Below are 16702 nucleotides of genomic sequence, written 5' to 3'. Positions count from 1 at the left end.
GGAAAGGGTCATGATGAAGATACTCATCATCGTGGTGCTCTTAGTCGTTAGCTACCCAGCTTACTAAGACTACCAGGGCGGGGAAAACCCCGCTCTACCCTCACTCCTGAAAATATGCCTTCACGGTCAGAATGTCAATCCGCAGGCTTTGCAGTCTGCGATCCTGCCAGCAAATATTCTTTGCGAGTCGTTACGCAATAATCACAGATGAAACTATTTTATCTACGCGTTAGCGATAGACTGCATTCAGGGCGAAAGGAGGTAAGCCGATGATTTCAGCGGGACGCTGAAACGGGAAAGCCCCTCCCGAGGAAGGGGCCTTAAATAAGGAAAGGGTCATGATGAAGTGGATCATCATCGTGGTGCTCTTAGTCATTAGCTTACCGGCTTACTAAGACTACCAGGGCGGGGGAAACCCCGCTCAACCCTCACTCCTGAAAGTATGCCTTCACAATCAGATTGTCAATCCGCAGGCTTTGTAGTCTGCGATCCTGCCAGCAAATATTCTTTGCGAGACGTTACGCAATAATCACATGTGAAACTATTTTATCTGCAAGTTAGCGATAGACTGCTTGCATGGCGAAAGGAGGTAGGCCGCCGATTTCAGCGGGACGCTGAAACGGGAAAGCCCCTTCCGAGGAAGGGGCCTTAAATAAGGAAAGGGTCATGATGAAGCTACTCATCATCGTGGTGCTCTTAGTTATTAGCTGGCCAGCTTACTAAGACTACCAGGGCGGGGGAAACCCCGCTCTACCCTCACTCCTGAAGTTATGTTACTCCACCCTTATTGTCAATCTGTAAGTCCACGTTCTTGCGGGGCGAATAGCAAAACCCTCTGCGCTTATGGGCCGAATTCTGAAAGTTGCTTTGCCTGCTCTTATTTCATTATTGCAGTCGGTATGATACCGGACCTCAATAATTCTCTAAGAAAGGATTTCTTATGAGCGAACAAATCACGTTTGCCACCAGCGATTTTGCCAGTAACCCGGAACCACGTTGCCCCTGCATTTTGCTGTTGGATGTTTCTGGTTCGATGAGTGGTAGACCTATTAATGAACTTAACGCCGGATTGGTTACCTTTCGCGATGAGCTGCTTGCCGATTCGCTGGCCTTAAAAAGAGTGGAACTCGGTATTGTGACGTTCGGCCCGGTGCATGTGGAACAACCATTTACCAGCGCCGCTAATTTTTTCCCGCCCATCCTGTTTGCCCAGGGAGATACACCAATGGGGGCCGCCATTACCAAAGCCCTGAATATGGTTGAGGAGCGCAAACGTGAGTATCGCGCCAATGGTATTTCCTATTATCGTCCGTGGATTTTCATGATCACTGATGGTGCACCAACCGATGAGTGGCAGGCTGCTGCCAACAAGGTGTTTCAGGGGGAAGAAGATAAGAAGTTTGCCTTCTTTTCCATCGGTGTTCAGGGGGCGGATATGAAGACGCTGGCCCAAATCAGCGTTCGTCAGCCTTTGCCTCTTCAAGGATTACAATTCCGCGAACTGTTTAGCTGGTTATCCAGTTCGCTGCGTTCGGTTTCCCGCTCCACGCCGGGAACGGAAGTTGTACTGGAAGCGCCAAAAGGCTGGACGTCAGTGTGAGCTGGCGTCTGGTCTATGCATCAGCCGTTGGAACGTCGCACATCAGCGCTGACTTGTCTTGCCAGGATGCCTGCCAGATGCAGGTTGCCTGGCTAGAAGACCAGCAGCCATTATTGTCGGTATTTGTCGCTGATGGCGCAGGCAGCGTCTCGCAGGGAGGCGAAGGTGCGAAGCTTGCCGTCAATGAAGCGATGGCTTATATATCGCAAAAAGTGCAGGGTGGGGAATTGGAGCTTAATGATGTCCTCGCCACGGATATTGTACTGACTATTCGTCAGCGACTTTTTGCCGAGGCAGAGGCCAAAGAATTAGCGGTTCGCGATTTTGCCTGCACATTTCTGGGACTGATTTCATCGCCTAACGGCACATTGATTATGCAGATTGGCGATGGTGGCGTGGTCGTAGATTTGGGGCACGGTTTGCAATTGCCGCTCACGCCGATGGTGGGTGAATATGCCAACATGACGCATTTCATTACCGATGAAGATGCCGTTTCCAGACTGGAAATTTTCACCAGCACTGAGCGTGCGCATAGAGTTGCAGCATTTACGGATGGTATTCAGAGACTGGCGTTAAATATGCTGGATAATTCTCCGCATGTGCCTTTCTTTACCCCGTTTTTCAATGGACTGGCGTCAGCAACGCAGGAACAACTCGATTTATTACCTGAATTGTTAAAGCAGTTTTTGTCCAGCCCAGCGGTAAACGAGCGTACCGATGATGATAAAACGTTAGCACTGGCTATGTGGACAGAATAAACATCGCATGGCGGTTGAAGACAACGGTTCAACCGCCAGTTTAAGCAATCAATATAATGGCTGGCTAGCGAACTAATTTTGCTCTTAGCTCGTCGGCTTCTTCTTTTGGATAGGTGACCAATAAAGGATCAATGGTATAACCACCGTAAATTTTATCCCCGCGCGTATACATCCAGTCTGAAATATCTTCTTTCTTGATTTTCCACTCCTGGCCATATTCTACGTTTGTAACAATACCAGGGTCATTGCTTATTATACCAATAAACATGCCGTTAGAATAAGTGACATCCGTGAGCCAGAAATGCTCGGTTTCTCCGCGATCGGTTATCGGGGCTTTGACTGCGAAAGTATCAGCATCTTTTTTATTCATAACTTCGATGAATTGATCGGTTTCTTTCCGCGCATGTTGAATGGCGTCAGACATCGCCTTTTTATCATAACCTCCTGTCACTAACGTATCCGAAATCTCACAATAGCTTGCGGTAGTAAAAAATAGCAGACACAACATAAGTAATATCTTTTTCATTTTTTCTCCAGAATCCCTGTGTAGTAAAAGTTAGCAAAAAACCTGTGGAAGTGAATCATTATCAGGTTGGAATTGAATTGTATCCTGATGAAATTGCATTATCATTTTTATTCTTGAGTGGGACTCTTCCAATATAGAAATAATTATAATGGGCAGTGTTATTATTCATTGAAATATAATATGACTGCCCTTGAAACATTATGAAGACAAATATAAAAGTATTTACATCGACAGGTGAATTGACCACTCTCGGGCGTGAACTGGGCAAAGGCGGCGAAGGCGCGGTTTATGATATCGAGGAGTTTGTCGATAGCGTTGCCAAGATTTATCACACGCCGCCACCCGCCTTAAAACAGGACAAACTTGCCTTTATGGCTGCGACAGCTGACGCGCAGTTGCTGAATTATGTCGCCTGGCCGCAAGCAACGCTTCATAGTGGACGAGGTGGGAAGGTTATCGGTTTTATGATGCCAAAAGTTTCTGGTAAAGAACCGATTCATATGATCTATAGCCCGGCACATCGTCGCCAGAGTTACCCTCATTGTGCGTGGGATTTTCTCCTCTATGTTGCGCGCAATATTGCTTCATCTTTTGCTACGGTTCATGAGCACGGGCATGTCGTGGGTGACGTAAACCAGAACAGCTTTATGGTAGGCCGTGACAGCAAAGTGGCGTTGATTGATAGCGACTCCTTTCAGATTAACGCCAATGGCACACTGCATTTATGCGAAGTCGGCGTGTCGCATTTTACGCCGCCAGAGCTGCAAACCTTGTCGTCATTTGTTGGCTTTGAACGCACAGAAAATCACGATAATTTTGGCCTTGCGTTGCTGATATTTCACGTCTTGTTTGGTGGGCGGCATCCTTATTCTGGTGTGCCGCTTATCTCTGATGCGGGTAATGCGCTGGAGACGGATATTGCCCATTTTCGTTATGCCTACGCGTCAGACAATCAGAGACGTGGCTTAAAACCGCCGCCACGATCGATTCCGCTATCGATGTTACCGGGTGATGTTGCAGCCATGTTTCAGCAGGCATTCACGGAAAGTGGCGTGGCAACCGGGCGTCCGACGGCAAAAGCGTGGGTTGCGGCACTTGATTTACTACGCCAACAATTAAAGAAATGTACCGTTTCAGCAATGCATGTTTACCCTTGTCATTTAACCGACTGCCCGTGGTGTGCGCTGGATAATCAAGGCGTTATCTATTTTATTGATCTCGGCGAAGAGGTGATTACCACCGTCGGTGATTTTGTGCTGGCGAAAGTCTGGGCGATGGTGATGGCGTCAGTAGCACCACCAGCATTACAGTTACCATTACCCGATCATTTCCAACCAGCTGGCAGGCCGCTTCCTTTAGGCCTGTTACGGCGTGAATACATTATTCTGATTGAGATCACACTGTCAGCGTTATCGCTGTTGCTTTGCGGTCTTCAGGCAGAACCGCGTTATATTATTTTGGTGCCTGTGCTGGCGGCTATCTGGATTATTGGCAGTCTGACAAGCAAAGCTTACAAAGCAGAAGTCCAGCACCGTCGTGAGGTATTTAATCGTGCGAAAATGGACTATGACCATTTAGTCAGCCAGATCCAACAGTTGGGCGGGTTGGAAGGTTTTATCGCCAAACGGACGATGCTTGAAAAAATGAAGGACGAAATTCTTGGGTTACCGGAAGAAGAAAAGCGCGATCTGGCAGCACTTCAGGACAACGCAAGGGAACGGCAGAAGCAGAAGTTTCTGGAGGGATTTTTTATTGATGCTGCCTCTATTCCCGGCGTTGGCCCTGCGCGTAAAGCGGCGTTACGGTCTTTTGGTATTGAAACAGCAGCAGATGTTACCCGTCGTGGTGTTAAGCAAGTGAAAGGGTTTGGTGATCATCTGACCCAGGCGGTTATCGACTGGAAAGCGAGTTGCGAACGCCGTTTTGTGTTCAGGCCGAATGAAGCGGTAACGCCAGCAGACAGACAAGCGGTAATGGCGAAAATGACCGCCAAACGACATCGGCTGGAATCGGCACTGATTGTCGGCGCGACAGAGTTGCAGCGATTCCGCCTTCATGCTCCTGCACGGACCATGCCGTTGATGGAACCATTACGTCAGGCAGCGGAGAAACTGGCTCAGGCGCAGGCTGATTTAAGCCGCTGCTGAGCCATTTTTCAATTAACGAAACACCACTTCTGCCCAACGTGCCAGCCCGGCGGTGACGGAGCCAAAGTCATCGCCGCCTGCAATCGGAATGCCCGGCAACTGTTCTGCCAGCGCTTTTTTAATCAGCGGCGATCGGGCGCTACCACCAGTCAGATAGATGACATCCGGTTTTTCCTGGGCGTTATCCAGCGCCAGTTGCACCTGTTCCAGAATTCGCGCCAGCGGCTGACTGAGGGCGTTTTCCAGTCCTTGTTGGCTAATCAGTGTTGCCAGTTCATCGCTGATAAACGGCAGCGATGCACGAGTTTCTGCTGCGCTGGAAAGGGCGATTTTGCTCTCTTCCGCGCTGCGTACCAGCCGATAACTTAAACGCTGACGCCAGACTTTCTGTAACAGGGCCACTTTCTCCGGTTCGCGGGCGTCGCGTACCAGGTCGTTAAGCAGACGACCGTTAGCACTACTGTAGAAATCACTCTGCGCTGGTACATCGTTGATGGCAACCGCATTCCACCACGGCAGGATCGGCAGGGCGATGCCTTTTTCAGTTTCGCCACCCATGCCCAGTAATGGCATCAGATTTTTAAACGCCAGTGCGATATCCAGATCGTTACCGCCAATACGGCAACCACTGTGACCCAGCAGGCTGGCTTCACGATCGAGGCGCGAACGCCACTGTGGCCCCATTAGCAGTAAAGAACAGTCAGTCGTACCACCGCCGATATCCACCACCAGTACGCGTTTTTCTTCCTGCAAGGTGGCTTCGTAATCCAGCCCAGCCGCCACCGGCTCGTACTGGAATACCACGTCCTTAAACCCGGCACGCTTCGCTGCGCGCTCCAGAATCCCTTGTGCCTGGGCGTTTGCCTCATCGCCGCCCAGCCCCTGGAAGTTGATCGGGCGACCAATCACCGCCTGGGTAATCGCTTCTGGCAGCTGTGTCTGGGCCTGCTTGCGAATGTGCAACATCATTGCGCAGACCAGATCCTCAAACAGTGCTACCTGCTGCGGTTTTAAGCCGCTGGCACCGAGGAACGATTTTGGTGATTTCACAAACCACACTTCTTCTGGATCATCAATGTACTGTGCCAATGAGGAAAGACCGAACTGCACGCTTTTCGCCGTAACATCAATATCTTCTTCGCGGTTATAACGAATCGCCCGACGCAGCAGCGCCTGCGTTTCATCGTCGTCTGCCGGAACATCATGATGGCGGTACAGCCATTCGCTTACGGCTTCACGCGTTGGCGCGCAAAGCATTGAAGGCAGCAGCGTGCTGTCGTTTTCCATTTTCAGTAATTGCGGTTTACCGTCACGCATGACCGCGACTGAACAGTTTGCTGTACCGTAATCAAAACCAATAAACACGAAATAATCCCCATGCCGGTGAAGAAGGGGCGTGACTTTAGCGAAATGTTGCCGTCGCGACAACCGGAATATGAAAGCAAAGCGCAGCGTCTGAATAACGTTTATGCTGAAAGCGGATTAACAAGGAGATGCGATGTATACCCTGAACTGGCAGCCGCCATATGACTGGTCGTGGATGTTGGGATTTCTCGCCGCCCGTGCGGTGAGCGGTGTTGAAACGGTTGCGGACGATTATTATGCCCGTAGTCTGGCGGTGGGTGAACATCGTGGCGTGGTGACTGCTATTCCGGATATAGCCAGCCATACTCTGCACATAAATTTAAGTGCAGGTTTAGAACCTGTTGCCGCTGAGTGTCTGGCGAAAATGAGCCGCCTGTTTGATCTGCAATGTCACCCGCAGATTGTTAACGGTGCGTTGGGCAAGTTAGGCGCGGCGCGGCCCGGATTGCGTTTACCTGGTTGTGTTGATGCTTTTGAGCAGGGCGTGCGGGCGATTTTAGGCCAACTGGTGAGCGTGGCGATGGCAGCAAAATTGACCGCCAGAGTGGCACAGCTTTATGGCGAACGGCTGGATGATTTTCCGGATTATGTCTGCTTCCCCACGCCTCAGCGGCTGGCTGCAGCCGACCCGCAGTCATTAAAAGCGTTAGGTATGCCGTTGAAACGGGCAGAGGCACTGATTCATCTGGCAAATGCGGCGCTGGAGGGCACCTTACCAATGACAATACCGGGCGACGTAGAACAAGCGATGAAAACGCTGCAAACTTTTCCGGGTATCGGGCGCTGGACGGCGAATTATTTCGCCTTACGTGGTTGGCAGGCGAAAGATGTTTTCCTGCCGGATGATTATCTGATTAAACAGCGATTTCCGGGAATGACACCGGCACAAATCCGCCGTTATGCCGAACGCTGGAAGCCCTGGCGTTCTTATGCGCTGTTGCATATCTGGTATACGGAAGGCTGGCAACCAGACGAAGCATGACGTTGGTCGCCGGATGTGGTGCGAGCGCCTTATCCGGCCTGGGGAATGAGCGATTTGTAGGCATGATAAGACGCGTTAGCGTCGCATCAGGCAATGGGCAAACGCTCCCTCAGTTAATCGCGAAATAACTGTTATTCACCAGCAAATCCAACGGTTGGGCATCGGCAATCACATCACCATAAATCAGATCAACGCCGATGCCAGAAAGCGTATCCATCACTAAGGGTAAAACAACTGGCCCGGCGATAGTCTTCACCCCGAGTCGCTGAGCGTGCCCCTGAATAATCGTAATCAGCATCTCATCCATCAAATTACCCTGCACGCTGGCGCATAGCTCACCGTCAAGTAGCAGGTAATCTGCCATATTCGCTTTCAGCGTGTTGAAAATTTGCAGATCGCGACCCACCTGGCTGAGCACTATCCGACATCCCGCCAGCCGCAGTTTTTGCACGCTTTCTGCGTGATCGAAAACCGCTTCTGCCGGAATAATCAGATGTAATAACCGTGGTGGTAGAGGGTTATTTTCCAGTTGCTCAAGCAGTTCATTCACCAGCGAGGCGCTACTCAAACCGGCAACAGAAAGGGGGAGGGCGATGCTTAAGCCTTTACTGGCAATCGCTTTTGCGGTCTGCTGGAAAAATTCATGGAGTACCCGGCGGTCAAGAGCATGGTTAAGCGCCGGATCACCGAAGCTACGACGAAATGTTTGTTCATCAACAATCTCGCCTTCGCAACCCCAGAGTTTTAGTGATATCAACCACAAATTACGCGCTTCTGGGATCCGTGGCGAAGCGACGCCGTGGGCGATCATCATCAACTGATTCTCTTTAATCATCCGCCACTGTTCATCAATCGACATCGCCGCCCGTTCGATATGTGCGTCAGCTTGCTGCGGTTCGTAAACTGTCACCCGGCCGCGGCCACCATTTTTGGAGGCATAACAGGCGATGTCAGCCTGCGACATCACTTCAACCGCCTGATGATTGTTGTCATCAATCAAGGTAATCCCGGCACTGGCACCTACCCGATGTACACGTCCTTCCCATATAAAGTGATAGTCATTCACGGCGCTGATAATGCGTGTAGCGATAAAACGCGCACTTTCGACATTACAATCTGGCAGCAGCAGACCAAATTCATCGCCACCGAGTCGCGCCAGCACGTCGCTGGAGCGCAGCATACTCAGCATCAATGACGCCAGTTCGCGCAACAAAGCGTCGCCAGCGGCGTGTCCGGCGCTGTCATTCACCGCTTTAAAGCGATCAAGATCGATAAACACCAGGGCATGTCGCTGATGTGTACTGTTTACCGTTTGCAGCAGGATGCGTAGTTGCTTCTCAAAACTGGCGCGATTGGCGAGATGCGTCAGTGCATCATGGGAGGCGCTGTAGCTCAGCTGCCGTAACATTTTGCGTGATTCGGTGACGTCCTGAATCACCAGAACCGAACCAATATTGCTGCCATCCAGAGTACTTAGCGGTGTAATACTGTAATGCACGTCGTAGCTGCCGCCGCTCCGGCAGTGCAACACCACATCTTGTTCAATCGCAGAACGTGAGGTGTCGGCACTGTAAATGTTCTCCATTAATGGCCCGTTGTCGCCAAAAGTAATATGCAACACCGTCAGGAGCGGAACACCTAACGCTTCTTCCTGCGTCCAGCCGCTCATCTTCTCCGCCACCGGATTCATAAAGGTAATTTTCATTGCCATATCAATACAGACCACGGCTTCGCCGATGGAATCCAGCGTAATGTGCAGGCGCTCTTTTTCCTGAAACAATGCCTCGTTAAGCTGTTTCACTTCGGTCATATCCATATTAATGCCGAGCAGGCGTTCGACTTCGCCTTCTTTATTCAGTACCCGGTTGGCGAGGGCGCGGATATGGCGAATACCGTCTTTCACGGTAATGCGAAATTCCAGTTTAAAGGGCGAGCGTGATTGCAACGAATCGCGAATCACTTTTTCGGCGTGTGCGCGATCTTCCGGCAATACACACTCGTACCACACCTGCCAGTTCGGTTTGATATGCGGAGGAATTTCATACAACTCAAACATCCGCTTATCCCAACTAAAAATATTCGGCTTCAGCTCCCACTCCCAGATGCCAATCCCGCCAGCTTCGTTAGCCAGCGTGATGCGCTCCATCAGTTGCTGGTTCACCTGTTCGGTGCGTTTTAGCTCGTTAATGTCTTCAATCTGAGCGATAAAATAGAGCGGCGTACCATCGGTGTGGCGCACCAGTGAGACGGCAAGCAACGCCCAGACAACATCGCCATTGCGGTTGTAGTAGCGTTTTTCCATTGAATAGGTGTTTATTTCACCGCTGATCAGCTTTTCAACCTGTTGGAGATCTTTATTGAGATCCTCCGGCCAGGTCAGTTGCTGAAAGGTAAGTCCGCGCAGTTCTTCCTGACTGTAACCGAGAAACTGGCAGAGCGCTTTGTTGGATTGCAGCCATTGCCCCTCGGTGCCCACTAATGCCATGCCGATGGCGGAATATTCCATCGCGTTCCGAAAGCGGGTTTCGCTTTCGGAAATGTGTTTGCGTTCCGCACGAAAGGCATACATCACCATCGTCATGATGTTGGCGGGCAGCAGGATCAGCAAAAACGGTAGCCACGGCATATGGCTCATCAGGTATGTACGCGGCGTAGCAAGCAGGGAGGGATCAGCGGCCATCATCAGTGACACCATCATCACCGTGGTAAGGAAGATCAAAAAGGCTTCCATTCGTGGCAGGCGCACGGCGCTCCACATCAACAGCACAATAATGAAAGTAAAAGGCCACGGCAGATACAGCATCGAAAGCCAGCTTAACGTCAGTGTGATGGCTAACGTGAGCAGCGACTCAAAAAGCAACCTTGGGTTGCGATGGCGCAGCAGATAGTGTGGTTTAAATAACAATCCCAGCGGCACCAGTGCCAGGGCGCCGATGGATTCTGACAGTACCCATATCAAAAATGCCCTGAGAGGATCGTCTCCGGGCGTCAGCAGGATAACCAGAACACCCCCTAACAGAGGTGGAACAATGGCGCTGCCGAGTGCCAGACGCAGCCAGTCAGCCAGATTTTGCAAGGGGTTATACCACGGCAGCAATTTACGCAGTAGCACTGCCCCGACCACGGCTTCAACAATATTGATGGTCGTCCAGGTCATGTTCAGCGAGCTGGTGGAAAAAAGCAGGATGGATGCGGCGATATTTCCCAGCGAGCAGCTCAGCGCAATCCCCGGCCACATGCGCCCGGCATGGCGATAAAACGCCACCATCATGATGGACGTCGGGAACCACAATGGGGCGAGTTGGGTGCCAAACTGCGAAAGCTCAAGCGAGAAAAGGGTAAAGATAAACGAGACTAAACCTAAACTGACCAGGTGAAACAGCGGGTGGGGCAGGGCAATTAATACATGCTGTGATTGTTTGCTCATTACCGCTTTATCCGCAAGACCAGGTCGCCAGTATTCGTTTCTGTGTTTATGCTAGTACAAAAGTTTTACATTTTATATGCGAATTGCTCATAAAGTGACGTAAAGGCGGATAATTTGCGCAACTGCGTATAACATTTTTTACCTTACATAAAACTGAACAACGTAATTTGCCACCGGGAATTCTTCGTCAACAATTACTCTGAGCGCGCGGCAACGCTATTCGACTGGTATCAGGCGGATGAAATCCCTATAATTGCCGCGTTTGGCGCTTCGTCGCCCCCTTCCTAACATCCAGGTTAATCAGGTCGCTAAATATATGACTGATCAGTCTCATCAGTGCGTCATTATCGGTATCGCTGGCGCATCGGCTTCCGGCAAGAGTCTTATTGCCAGTACCCTTTATCGTGAATTACGTGAGCAAGTCGGTGATGAACACATCGGCGTAATTCCCGAAGACTGCTATTACAAAGATCAAAGCCATCTGTCGATGGAAGAACGCGTTAAGACCAACTACGACCATCCCAGCGCGATGGATCACAGCCTGCTGCTTGAGCATTTACAAGCATTGAAACGCGGCTCGGCAATTGACCTGCCGGTTTACAGCTATGTTGAACATACGCGAATGAAAGAAACGGTGACGGTTGAGCCGAAGAAAGTCATCATTCTCGAAGGCATTTTGCTGCTGACGGATGCGCGTTTGCGTGACGAACTTAACTTCTCAATTTTCGTTGATACCCCGCTGGATATCTGCTTGATGCGCCGCATCAAGCGTGATGTTAACGAGCGTGGGCGTTCAATGGATTCAGTGATGGCGCAATATCAAAAAACTGTGCGCCCGATGTTCCTGCAATTCATTGAGCCATCTAAACAATATGCGGACATTATCGTGCCGCGCGGCGGGAAAAACCGCATCGCCATCGATATATTGAAAGCGAAAATAAGTCAGTTCTTTGAATAAGCTTGATAAATTGTGTACCGTTCAGTGATAACCTGGTATGCCCTTGACGTAATTGGCGTTAAGGGAGTGATGCGCGAAAGGAGAAAATGCCATGCGTCTGTGTGACCGAGATATTGAAGCCTGGCTTGATGAAGGCCGTTTGTCGATCAACCCACGTCCGCCAGTGGAGCGTATTAATGGCGCGACGGTGGATGTGCGCCTGGGCAATAAATTTCGTACCTTCCGTGGTCACACGGCAGCGTTTATCGATCTGAGCGGTCCCAAAGATGAAGTGAGCGCCGCGCTCGATCGAGTGATGAGCGATGAAATCGTGCTCGACGAGGGCGAGGCGTTTTATCTCCATCCGGGAGAGCTGGCGCTGGCGGTGACGCTGGAGTCGGTGACGCTGCCAGCCGATCTGGTGGGATGGCTGGACGGTCGTTCCTCACTGGCGCGTCTGGGGCTTATGGTGCACGTCACCGCGCACCGTATCGATCCGGGCTGGTCTGGCTGCATTGTGCTGGAGTTCTACAACTCCGGTAAGCTGCCGCTGGCGCTGCGTCCGGGCATGTTAATTGGTGCGCTGAGCTTTGAGCCGCTTTCCGGCCCGGCGGCGCGACCTTACAACCGCCGTGAAGATGCGAAATATCGCAACCAGCAGGGCGCGGTAGCCAGCCGAATCGATAAAGACTAATTCAGGCCCATTGAGGATACCATGAGACGATTTCTGACGACGCTGATGATACTCCTGGTCGTGCTGGTGGCCGGGTTATCTGCGTTAGTGTTGCTGGTGAATCCGAATGATTTCCGCGACTATATGGTCAAGCAAGTTGCTGCACGTAGCGGTTATCAATTGCAGCTCGACGGGCCACTGCGTTGGCACGTCTGGCCGCAACTTAGTATCCTCTCCGGGCGAATGTCTCTCACTGCCCAGGGCGCGAGCCAGCCACTGGTTCGCGCAGACAACATGCGTCTGGACGTGGCGCTTTTACCACTGCTGAGTCATCAACTGAGCGTTAAGCAGGTGATGCTAAAAGGGGCAGTGATCCAACTGACGCCGCAGACGGAAGCGGTACGCAGCGAAGATGCCCCGGTTGCACCGCGCGACAATACCTTGCCGGATCTGTCAGACGATCGCGGATGGTCGTTTGATATATCCAGTCTTAAGGTGGCGGACAGCGTGCTGGTGTTCCAGCATGAAGATGACGAGCAGGTGACAATCCGTAATATCCGCCTGCAAATGGAACAAGATCCCCAACATCGTGGTTCATTTGAGTTCTCCGGGCGGGTTAATCGCGATCAGCGCGATCTCACGATATCCCTTAACGGTACGGTAGATGCTTCTGATTATCCGCATGATTTAACGGCGGCTATTGAACAAATTAACTGGCAGTTGCAGGGTGCCGATTTACCAAAACAAGGTATTCAGGGGCAGGGGAGTTTCCAGGCCCAGTGGCAGGAGTCACATAAACGCCTTTCATTTAACCAAATTAGTTTGACCGCCAATGACAGTACGCTGAGCGGGCAAGCACAGGTCACGCTGACAGAGAAACCGGAATGGCAGCTGAGACTGCAATTCCCGCAACTGAATCTTGACAACCTCATCCCGCTTAAAGAAACAGCGAACGGTGAAAACGGTGCCGCGCAGCAGGGGCAGAGCCAATCAACATTGCCGCGCCCGGTCATTTCTTCGCGTATTGATGAACCCGCGTATCAGGGGCTGAAAGGCTTTGCGGCAGATATTTTGTTGCAGGCCAGTAACGTGCGCTGGCGCGGAATGAATTTTACAGATGTTGCCACGCAAATGACCAACAAGTCGGGTTTGCTGGAAATTACTCAACTGCAGGGCAAGCTTAACGGTGGACAGGTTTCGCTGCCGGGCACGCTGGACGCGACATCAATAAATCCGCGGATAATCTTCCAGCCACGGTTGGAAAACGTTGAGATTGGCACCATTCTGAAGGCGTTTAACTATCCGATTTCGTTGACCGGAAAGATGTCACTTGCGGGTGATTTCTCCGGTGCTGACATAGATGCCGACGCATTCCGCCACAACTGGCAAGGACAGGCGCATGTCGAAATGACGGACACACGTATGGAAGGGATGAACTTCCAGCAGATGATTCAGCAAGCGGTAGAGCGTAATGGTGGTGATGTGAAGGCCGCTGAAAACTTCGATAACGTGACGCGTCTTGACCGCTTTACCACCGATTTGACGTTGAAGGATGGCGTCGTGACGTTAAACGATATGCAAGGTCAATCGCCTGTGCTGGCGCTGACAGGGGAAGGCATGTTGAATTTGGCAGATCAAACCTGCGACACCCAGTTTGATATTCGGGTCGTGGGTGGCTGGAACGGGGAAAGCAAACTGATTGATTTCCTCAAAGAAACGCCAGTACCGCTGCGGGTTTATGGCAACTGGCAGCAACTTAATTACAGCCTGCAAGTGGACCAGCTGCTACGCAAACATCTCCAGGACGAAGCGAAACGTCGCCTGAATGACTGGGCAGAGCGGAATAAAGATTCCCGCAATGGCAAAGATGTGAAGAAGTTGCTGGAGAAGATGTAAGTCATCCAGATGACATATGCTGTAGGCCTGATAAGACGCGTAAGCGTCGCATCAGGCAATCACGTAGATTACTTTCAGCAAATATGAATCATCTGTATAAGTAAGATACTTCAGCGAGGGTGTTGGTCCGGCTGTAAATCGCCGAATCGTTTCCTGTAGGCCGGGGCAGCCCACATGGATGTGGGCTGAGGGCGCGTTTTACAGGGATGTTACCTCGCGCCCGTACCCGATAGCCGAAAGGAATAAGATGAGGGGACCGCGCTAGCGGCGATTTACCGCCGGGAGCCCGGGTTGCCAGGGTGGTGGCGATTGAGCCACCCTGGCACGTTCACCGGCTTGAGCGTTCCAAAGTAGCGAGGAACATAAAGTGAACGGAACAGCCTCTAATGTCACATACTCTCCCGGTTGAATGAAACGCCTGATGCGACGCTTACGCGTCTTATCAGGCCTACATGCCATCACACCTCGTACTCCATCTCGCCATCCTTACGCAGCGGAATAATCTGCACCTTCTGCACGCGATGGCTTTCCACCTGCAACGTTTTAAGCAAATAATCCCCCACCTGAACTTCTTCGCCAGGTTTTGGAATACGCTGCAAATATTCCATCAACAGCCCGGCAATGGTGTGATATTCACGTTTTTCATCCAGCGGCAGCGGCACATATTGCACCAGATCTTCCAGCGGCATATGACCATTCGCTGTCCATGAACCGTCGGCATTTTTCTGAATATCATGACGGGCATCGATCTCTTCCACTTCGTTTGGCAAGTTACCTGCAATGGTTTCAGTGACGTCACTTAATGTCACAATCCCTTCCACCGAGCCAAACTCATCCACCACAAAAGCAAAGTGTGTGCGGGCATTACGGAACTGCTCCAGGGCAGGTAACAACGGTAAAGTTTCCGGGAACACCAGCGGCTGGCGAATCAACACCCGCAGGTTGAGCGGTTCGCCGCGCAGTGACTGTTGTAACAGGTCGATAACGTGAACAACACCGAGCAAATCTTCTGCATCATCGCCGTCGGTAACGACCAGACGCGTGTGCTGATTTCGCTCCAGCAGCTGGCGGATCTCCTCTTCCGGCGCGTTGAGATCGATATGCTCAATATCGTGGCGCGACGTCATAATGCTGCTGACAGTACGCTGGTTAAGATTAAGTACCCGCTCAATCATCCGCCGTTCCTGCGGATTAAAGATCTGCTGGTTACCATGATCCACCAGCATGGACGCGGTTTCGGCATCCAGTTCCGCATCTTCTTTTTGCCCGCTTAACAAGCGCATTACCGCTTCGGTAGTCCGCTGGCGCAGCGTCTGGTTAGCGGAAAGAAAACGTCGCCGGTTAAAGATAGCCAGTTGATTGAGCGCCTCGATCATCACCGAGAAACCAATGGCAGCGTACAGGTAGCCTTTCGGAATGACGAAGCCGAAACCTTCCGCCACCAGGCTAAAGCCAATCATCAACAGGAAGCTTAGGCAGAGAATAACGATGGTCGGGTGGCTATTAACGAACTGGGTTAACGGCTTGCTTGCCATCAGCATCAGGCTGATCGCGATAACCACGGCGGCCATCATGACCAGTAAATGGTCGACCATCCCGACGGCGGTAATCACCGAGTCAAGTGAGAAGATGGCGTCCAGCACCACAATTTGCGTCACCACGCCCCAGAACTTCGCACCTTTGCGTTGTGTGGGGTTATTGCTGTCTTTCCCCTCCAGCCGTTCGTTCAACTCCATCGTGGCTTTGAACAGCAGGAAGAAACCACCAAACAGCATGATTAAGTCGCGGGCACTAAAGGTAAACGAGCGGAAGCTGAACAGCGGTTGAGTCAGGGTGACCAGCCAGGAGATTGACGCCAGCAGTAACAGGCGCATTAACATCGCCAGCAGCAGCCCGGTAACCCGTGCGCGGTCGCGCTGCTTCGGCGGTAGTTTTTCGGCGAGGATGGCAATAAAGACCAGGTTATCAATGCCGAGGACCAGTTCGATCACAATCAGCGTGATTAACCCGGCCCAGATAGACGGATCGGCAATCCATTCCATAGTAAGTACAAAACCTATTCGTTGTATGACAAATGTCACAATTCGATCATGGATAAATCGGGGCAAAAATGCAATGTTGCAGCACTATTTATCTCATATAATTTGAGGGTTATAACCTCACATTATCCCTGAATTAAAAGTGGCAATAATAAAACATTATTTAAGAAATATCGCATATGGAGACACTATATTAATTATTGTCAACCTAAAGAAAGTCCTAAAAAACATATTGATTGACACTTAATATAATTCTTAAAAATAGCCAATTGCCGAATTGTTACCTTGCCTGCTATTCCGTTAGCTGTAACACTTCCTCCTGCATTATTGGAAGCCAATATTCAATTACCAT

The 16702-nt window shown here is 51.0% G+C and carries 14 protein-coding genes; 10 read left to right on the top strand and 4 right to left on the bottom strand.

The annotated features are described in order from the left end of the window. The first annotated feature begins 10 nt into the window (after nucleotides 1–10). The 5 genes from BEB42_RS13750 (at nucleotide 11) to BEB42_RS13735 (ending at nucleotide 2358) form a co-directional block, all read left to right on the top strand. A complete protein-coding gene (locus BEB42_RS13750; RefSeq protein WP_100249771.1) occupies nucleotides 11–67 on the top strand; it encodes a type I toxin-antitoxin system Ibs family toxin in 57 nt (18 codons plus the stop codon). A 271-nt stretch (nucleotides 68–338) separates the two neighbouring features. Beyond that, nucleotides 339–395 carry a type I toxin-antitoxin system Ibs family toxin gene (locus tag BEB42_RS26255; RefSeq protein WP_106907789.1) on the top strand — a complete coding sequence of 19 codons (57 nt, stop codon included), beginning with the start codon at nucleotides 339–341 and terminating at the stop codon, nucleotides 393–395. A gap of 271 nt (nucleotides 396–666) precedes the next feature. Then, nucleotides 667–723, top strand: a complete 57-nt coding sequence (locus BEB42_RS13745; protein WP_100249772.1) for a type I toxin-antitoxin system Ibs family toxin — start codon at nucleotides 667–669, stop codon at nucleotides 721–723. A gap of 217 nt (nucleotides 724–940) precedes the next feature. Next, a complete protein-coding gene (locus BEB42_RS13740; protein ID WP_000003195.1) occupies nucleotides 941–1600 on the top strand; it encodes a vWA domain-containing protein in 660 nt (219 codons plus the stop codon). Beyond that, nucleotides 1597–2358: a PP2C family serine/threonine-protein phosphatase gene (locus BEB42_RS13735; protein ID WP_000119083.1), complete on the top strand. Its 762-nt coding sequence runs from the start codon at nucleotides 1597–1599 to the stop codon at nucleotides 2356–2358. The genes BEB42_RS13740 and BEB42_RS13735 overlap by 4 nt, the downstream gene beginning before the upstream one ends. Before the next feature lie 64 nt (nucleotides 2359–2422). Here BEB42_RS13735 and BEB42_RS13730 read toward each other — a convergent pair whose 3' ends face one another. Beyond that, nucleotides 2423–2884 (bottom strand): YegJ family protein, encoded by a 462-nt coding sequence (locus tag BEB42_RS13730; RefSeq protein WP_000722341.1) that lies wholly within the window; start codon nucleotides 2882–2884, stop codon nucleotides 2423–2425. A 200-nt stretch (nucleotides 2885–3084) separates the two neighbouring features. Here BEB42_RS13730 and yegI point away from each other — a divergent pair, with 200 nt between their 5' ends. Continuing rightward, nucleotides 3085–5031, top strand: a complete 1947-nt coding sequence (gene yegI / locus BEB42_RS13725) for a protein kinase YegI (protein WP_000856093.1) — start codon at nucleotides 3085–3087, stop codon at nucleotides 5029–5031. Nucleotides 5032–5043: 12 nt separating this feature from the next. On the opposite strand, the gene yegD is transcribed toward yegI, so the two are convergent. Next, entirely contained in the window at nucleotides 5044–6396 is a 1353-nt protein-coding gene (gene yegD / locus BEB42_RS13720; RefSeq protein WP_000469726.1) for a molecular chaperone, read from the bottom strand. A 133-nt stretch (nucleotides 6397–6529) separates the two neighbouring features. Between yegD and alkA the strand changes: the two genes are divergently transcribed. Further along, the gene (gene alkA, locus BEB42_RS13710; RefSeq protein WP_000288368.1) at nucleotides 6530–7378 is read left to right on the top strand and encodes a DNA-3-methyladenine glycosylase 2; all 849 of its coding nucleotides are present in this window, start codon (nucleotides 6530–6532) and stop codon (nucleotides 7376–7378) included. 109 nt (nucleotides 7379–7487) lie between these two features. On the opposite strand, the gene BEB42_RS13705 is transcribed toward alkA, so the two are convergent. Beyond that, entirely contained in the window at nucleotides 7488–10805 is a 3318-nt protein-coding gene (locus BEB42_RS13705) for a diguanylate cyclase (RefSeq protein ID WP_000043668.1), read from the bottom strand. A 316-nt stretch (nucleotides 10806–11121) separates the two neighbouring features. On the opposite strand from BEB42_RS13705, the gene udk reads away from it, so the two are divergent. From udk to asmA, 3 genes are all read left to right on the top strand, one after another. Next, nucleotides 11122–11763 (top strand): uridine kinase, encoded by a 642-nt coding sequence (udk, locus tag BEB42_RS13700; protein WP_001295424.1) that lies wholly within the window; start codon nucleotides 11122–11124, stop codon nucleotides 11761–11763. 91 nt (nucleotides 11764–11854) lie between these two features. After that, nucleotides 11855–12436 (top strand): dCTP deaminase, encoded by a 582-nt coding sequence (dcd, locus tag BEB42_RS13695; protein ID WP_001234767.1) that lies wholly within the window; start codon nucleotides 11855–11857, stop codon nucleotides 12434–12436. A 21-nt stretch (nucleotides 12437–12457) separates the two neighbouring features. Beyond that, nucleotides 12458–14311 (top strand): outer membrane assembly protein AsmA, encoded by a 1854-nt coding sequence (asmA, locus tag BEB42_RS13690; RefSeq protein ID WP_001252315.1) that lies wholly within the window; start codon nucleotides 12458–12460, stop codon nucleotides 14309–14311. 458 nt (nucleotides 14312–14769) lie between these two features. Here the strand turns inward: asmA and BEB42_RS13685 are convergent, their stop codons facing one another. Further along, entirely contained in the window at nucleotides 14770–16353 is a 1584-nt protein-coding gene (locus tag BEB42_RS13685; RefSeq protein ID WP_000454701.1) for a TerC family protein, read from the bottom strand. Between the last annotated feature and the right edge of the window lie 349 nt (nucleotides 16354–16702).

This window comes from Escherichia sp. MOD1-EC5990, assembly GCF_002965285.1.
Taxonomy (GTDB): Bacteria; Pseudomonadota; Gammaproteobacteria; order Enterobacterales; family Enterobacteriaceae; genus Escherichia; species Escherichia coli_F.
This window is presented reverse-complemented; position numbering and strand designations above follow the sequence as displayed.

Excerpts from the sequence above, each read along its gene's own strand:
- udk (WP_001295424.1), top strand. The coding sequence starts at position 11,122 with ATGACTGATCAGTCTCATCAGTGCGTCATTATCGGTATCGCTGGCGCA.
- BEB42_RS13730 (WP_000722341.1), bottom strand. The coding sequence starts at position 2,884 with ATGAAAAAGATATTACTTATGTTGTGTCTGCTATTTTTTACTACCGCA.
- BEB42_RS13685 (WP_000454701.1), bottom strand. The coding sequence starts at position 16,353 with ATGGAATGGATTGCCGATCCGTCTATCTGGGCCGGGTTAATCACGCTG.
- BEB42_RS13705 (WP_000043668.1), bottom strand. The coding sequence starts at position 10,805 with ATGAGCAAACAATCACAGCATGTATTAATTGCCCTGCCCCACCCGCTG.
- alkA (WP_000288368.1), top strand. The coding sequence starts at position 6,530 with ATGTATACCCTGAACTGGCAGCCGCCATATGACTGGTCGTGGATGTTG.
- dcd (WP_001234767.1), top strand. The coding sequence starts at position 11,855 with ATGCGTCTGTGTGACCGAGATATTGAAGCCTGGCTTGATGAAGGCCGT.
- yegI (WP_000856093.1), top strand. The coding sequence starts at position 3,085 with ATGAAGACAAATATAAAAGTATTTACATCGACAGGTGAATTGACCACT.
- asmA (WP_001252315.1), top strand. The coding sequence starts at position 12,458 with ATGAGACGATTTCTGACGACGCTGATGATACTCCTGGTCGTGCTGGTG.
- BEB42_RS13740 (WP_000003195.1), top strand. The coding sequence starts at position 941 with ATGAGCGAACAAATCACGTTTGCCACCAGCGATTTTGCCAGTAACCCG.